At 60.9% G+C, this 4,682-nt stretch carries 4 protein-coding genes; all 4 read right to left on the bottom strand.

All coding sequences use genetic code 11. The features are described from left to right. A partial coding sequence (locus PHW69_09855; protein ID MDD4005486.1) for a proton-conducting transporter membrane subunit occupies window positions 1-1,140 on the bottom strand: 1,140 nt, incomplete at its 3' end. Further along, the gene (locus PHW69_09850) at window positions 1,137-2,552 is read right to left on the bottom strand and encodes a proton-conducting transporter membrane subunit (protein ID MDD4005485.1); all 1,416 of its coding nucleotides are present in this window, start codon (window positions 2,550-2,552) and stop codon (window positions 1,137-1,139) included. The genes PHW69_09850 and PHW69_09855, both read right to left, overlap by 4 nt. A gap of 22 nt (window positions 2,553-2,574) precedes the next feature. Next, a complete protein-coding gene (locus PHW69_09845; GenBank protein MDD4005484.1) occupies window positions 2,575-4,431 on the bottom strand; it encodes a proton-conducting transporter membrane subunit in 1,857 nt (618 codons plus the stop codon). After that, window positions 4,428-4,682 (bottom strand): hypothetical protein (locus tag PHW69_09840; GenBank protein MDD4005483.1); only part of this gene is annotated, 255 nt, incomplete at its 5' end. The genes PHW69_09840 and PHW69_09845, both read right to left, overlap by 4 nt.

Raw genomic sequence — 4,682 nt, 5'->3', positions numbered from 1 at the left:
AAGTGCAAGCAAAGCGTACTTTGCCGCAAAACCCGACGTAACCGGCAACGCGGCCAGCACCGCAATGAACAGCAGTCCGGCCAGCGCGGTAGCCGGCGCCCTGCGCGCCAGCCCGTTAAGCGAGGCTATCTCATGCGAACCGCAAATTTCCCCGCATTCGCCCGAAACAATAAACAGGCCGCCCAGCGCGGGCATAAAAGCCGCCAGAAAAAACAAAATCTGCGCCAGGCTCTGTTCCGCCGTGAACAGACAGATCGCCCAGCCCGCGTTTGCGGCGGCGACGCAGGCGACCAGTTTCCTCAAATCCGTCTGATACAGTCCTGCTATGGAGGCGGACACCGCCGTAAGCGCGCCTACAGCCGCGAATACCAGCCCGCCCGCCGCTCCGCCGGCGTGTATCTGCGGTGCCAGCCGCGCGGCGCATAACAACGCCACTGCGGGCACAGCCACAGTCATAAACATGCCCGGCCCTGCGTCAACGGCCTTAACGGCATTGCGCGCTACCGCGCTGAACGGAAACGCGCCCGCCAGAAACAAAAGCCCCGAAAACAGCGTAAGCGCGCCCGCAGTGAACAGTCCGGTCCCCGTAGCAGGAGCCAGAACGCAGGAACCAGTTGCGCAAAACAGCATTATTGCGCCGGCCAGCGTGCCCAAAGTCATGAATCCGCCGCAATAAAACTCCCGCGCGCAGGCGGAAGCGGAAAGCTTCCTGTCCGGCCCGGAGGCAACAAGAACAGTCAGGGCGATAGAAACAAGCGCGAATGCAGCTACAAACAAAACGCTGTCTGCCGCACGGATCAGCAGCATAAGCCCCGCCGCCGCGGCAAAAAGCATCGAGGTGCCGATTTCACAAACCTTTACGGCCGGATCGGCGCGCTTTTTCTGCTCAAGCACCGCCAGCGCGACCACAGCGCCCAGCACCGTATCGGCAAACAGCACGCGCGGATCAAACACGAAAAGCGGCGACGAACAAAACCCCGCACGCCCGGCCGCAAACCATGAACCCGCCCCCATAGCCGCAGCCGCCAGCGCAAACGCCGGGCGCGTTAAAACGATTTTCGCGCCGGGTCTGATGAACGCGGCCGCCATTGCCGCACACATGGCAATTGCCGGAGAAGCGAAACAGGTGATATCTGTCATAATGTTTTCAACGCCCGCTGAACAAGTGCGACGGCGGTACTGATATAATCCAGCGCGGGCGCGGGATAAATACCCAGAAACACAAGAGCGGCCGGCAACGGAACCAGCGCAATCCTTTCTGTCCAGGCAAGCGGGGGGGGGACGGCTTCCTTATTATATTTGCCCCAGATCATTGAGCCTATTATCCTGACAACAACCCCGGCAACACATAAAAAAGCCAGCATAACCGATACCGCGCACCAGACCGACACTTTCAAGATTCCCACCAGCATCAGAAACACCGCTATAAATCCGCCCGACAACGGCACCGCCGCCAGAGCCGCCAGAGCAAAACCTGTCGCGATGCCGAACCCCGGCATAATCTCGCAAAGCCCGTGAATATCGTCAAACACCGCCGTAGCAAAACGCATGCTCAGCATTTCCGCGGTCAGCAAAAGCAGCGCGGCCGCCGCCGGAAACACCAGCAGCGCAAGCGCGCCGCCAGTCAGCCCGGCACCGTTAAGCGCGGCAATGGAGCATAAACTCGCCGCGGAACCCGCCATCGCCAGACAGCCCGCTACCGCTTTAAGATTTTTTTGCGCAAGCGCCAGCAGCGCCGCCGCCATCATGCTCAGCGCGCCGCCCGCAATTACATACGGCGAAAGCGGCGTAAAACCCGCCGCCGTAGCCGGAATGATGAAACGCATAACCGCATAAAGCGCGCAGGCTGAACCCGAACCCGCCGCTAACGCGGCGATATGGCCGGGCGTCTGCGTAAAATAATCACGCGCCCACAGGTGCAGCGGCACAACCGGCGCGCGGGCCAGCACAGCCGCCGCCAGCAATGCCGAGGCCCAGAGGTCAAACCGCGCGGGAATATGACCCGACTGAAGCGCCAGCACCACCGCCACCAGCGCTATCGCCCAGCAGAACTGGTGCGTGAAATACTTAAACGCGGCCCGCTCCCTGTCGCGGCCGCCCCAGATCCCGGCAAGGAAATAAGGCGGCACCAGCGAAAGCATCCAAAATCCGGCAAACGTGAACGCGCCCTCCGAACTGGCCAGCCCGGAAAACGCGGCCTGCGAACCAAGCAGCCAGAAATAATACTCGTTTTTCCGCGCGCCGCAGTCAAACGGAAACGCCACCACCAGCAAGCCCAGAAGATTCACAAACGCCAGCACCAGCAGGCCCAGCCCGTCCGAAGAAAAAGAAACGGTAACGCCGATTTCCTCAATCCAGCGGTATTGTTCGGAAAATTGCAGGCCGCCGCTCGGCAGCGCATATAAAAACAGCGCAACACAGGAAAACGCGAGCCCCAGCCCGGACGCGGAAAAGGCTGTTATCCGCATAATCCGTTCCCGGCCGGGCGGGATTACCGCAACGACCGCCGCACCCGCCGCGCTTGCCGCAATTATAACTGAAAGTATACCCATAGCGATAAAAATATCCCTGGTCTTAACTTAAAACGGCGATTATCAAAAACAACGTGACCAGTCCCGCCGCCGCCAGCACCGCGTTGGCGGCAAGGCTGTCGCCCGGCGTGCGGACATCGGTCACACTGTCAGGCATGCGAAACACCGCGCTTGCGAACAAACGCATGGTTCTGGGCAGCCGGGCCAGCACGGACGACAGGCCTCCGTCAACCGAACGCTCCAGCCTGTCAGCCTGACCGGCAAAATTCACAATACCGCCGCCCAACGCGCCCAGCGCGGCGGAACAGTCGCCCTCCGGCCAATTCAGCTCGGCCAGCCGCTTCCATTTCCGTTCCCGCACGGAACTGCGCGCCAGCAATGCCGCCGCCAGCGCAGCCGCGGCGCATAACAGCGTAAGCGCGGCCGACGGATAGCTGAACGGCATCGGATTTTCCGACATTGAAAGCATGGCGGAAAAAACATTCTTGCGCGTGAACATCCACCCCATGAACGCGCAGGAAACCGCCGCGAAAATCAGCGTGCCGCTTGTTGAACCCGGCCCTTCATATTCGGGCGCGCGGCGGGCCAGCTTGCCTTTATCGCCGTAAAAAGTCAGCAGCAGAACCCTGAATATGCCAATGCCGGAAAGCAGATAAACCAGTAAAGCCGTTGCGAACGCGCCCGGCACCTGCTGAAAAACCATGCCCATAAACGTCTTCGAAAAAAAACCGGAAAACGGCGGCAGGCCAGCCAGCGAAACGGCGCCCGTAAGAAACACCAGATGAATAGTGGGCATTGAATACCGCAGGCCGCCCATCTCCGACATATCGCCTTTTTTACAGACAAAAGCCGCCAGCCCGCCCGACATGATCAGCAAAACACCGCAAAACACCGTGCAGAACGCCTGAAACAGAGCCTGCTGCCCTCCGCCCGCGCCCAGCGCGGCAGCCGCCAGACAGAATTCCGCGCTCACGCAGTATATTACGGCCTTCACGATATCTTTCTCGCGCAGCGCGCATAGCGCGGCGGCCATTCCGCCCAGCAACCCCAGCCACAGCACCGCCGGGCCGACGCCTCTTGCCGCAGCCGCAAACGCTCCAAAGCGCACCGCCAGATAAACAGCCGCAAAACCCGACGCCGCAGTCACCAGCGCGGCGGCGGGAGCCGGGGCGTTGGCCATGCCGGCCGGAGCCGACGTAAACGGCCAAACCCCTATCCTGCACATAACCGCGCCCAGCAGCAGTACTGCTGTCACCGTTACACCGGTTTCGTTTACGAAATTCATGCGCTGGAGTTTCAGGATCTGCTCAATCCCCACGGTACCGAAGCTGACCATCGCCACAATAACGGAACCCAGCAGAAGCAATCCGCCGGTTCTGGCCTGAAGAAAATGCCGTACCGCCGCGACGATGTTTTCAGGCCGCTGATACCGGTGCGCTATAAGCCCGGTCGCGGCGATGGCGGTCAATTCCCAGAAAAGCGCGATCAGCAGCAGGTTCGTGGTCAGTATGATGCCGGTTATTCCCGCCATGAACAGCGAAAGCAGCGCGAAATACCGCTGGATATTGCGATCCTTTACAACCTGCCCGGCCGATACCAGATGCGCCATCATCCCCGCGGCGCATACCGCGAACAAAGAAAGCATGCCCATCCCGTCAAGCCGCAATGCAAGCGGCGAACCCAGAAACGGAATGCCGAACCAGTCGAGGTTTGCTTCTGCAGGCAGCGCGATATTGTCCTGCACGGCGGCTTTGAACAGCCCGGCCGACAGCGCCAGCGCGTACAGCGAAACCACCAGCCCCACCGGTATCCCGTAAAACGGCAGTCTGCGCCCCGCCAGATATATCAGCAGCGCGGCCACAAGAAAAACTGCCGGCAGACTCAATACGGCTTCTATCATGACCCGCCGTCCAGTTCGTCCGACTGTATGGTTTTAAGCGTGTCGGCCGTAAATACCGCCGCCGCCAGGCCCAGCGCGGCAAAAACGCCCGCCAAAGCCGCTGTCAGGGCTATCAGCATGGCGGGCGCGGTGCCGGGATACAGAAACCGGCCCGCCGCGCCCAGCGCAATCCACAACCCGCACAGCATCACTCCAAACGACAAAACGATATGCGCCAGCCCGCGCCCCGTCAGCGCGCCCAGCGCGCCCAA

The sequence above is a fragment of the Elusimicrobiaceae bacterium genome, from assembly GCA_028700325.1.
Taxonomy (GTDB): Bacteria; Elusimicrobiota; Elusimicrobia; order Elusimicrobiales; family Elusimicrobiaceae; genus JAQVSV01.
The sequence above is the reverse complement of the archived record's forward strand: the minus strand, read 5'-3'. Positions and strand labels throughout refer to the sequence as shown.

Bases quoted from the DNA above. Each gene is read 5' to 3' on its own strand.
- PHW69_09850 (MDD4005485.1), bottom strand. From the start codon at position 2,552: ATGGGTATACTTTCAGTTATAATTGCGGCAAGCGCGGCGGGTGCGGCG.
- PHW69_09845 (MDD4005484.1), bottom strand. From the start codon at position 4,431: ATGATAGAAGCCGTATTGAGTCTGCCGGCAGTTTTTCTTGTGGCCGCG.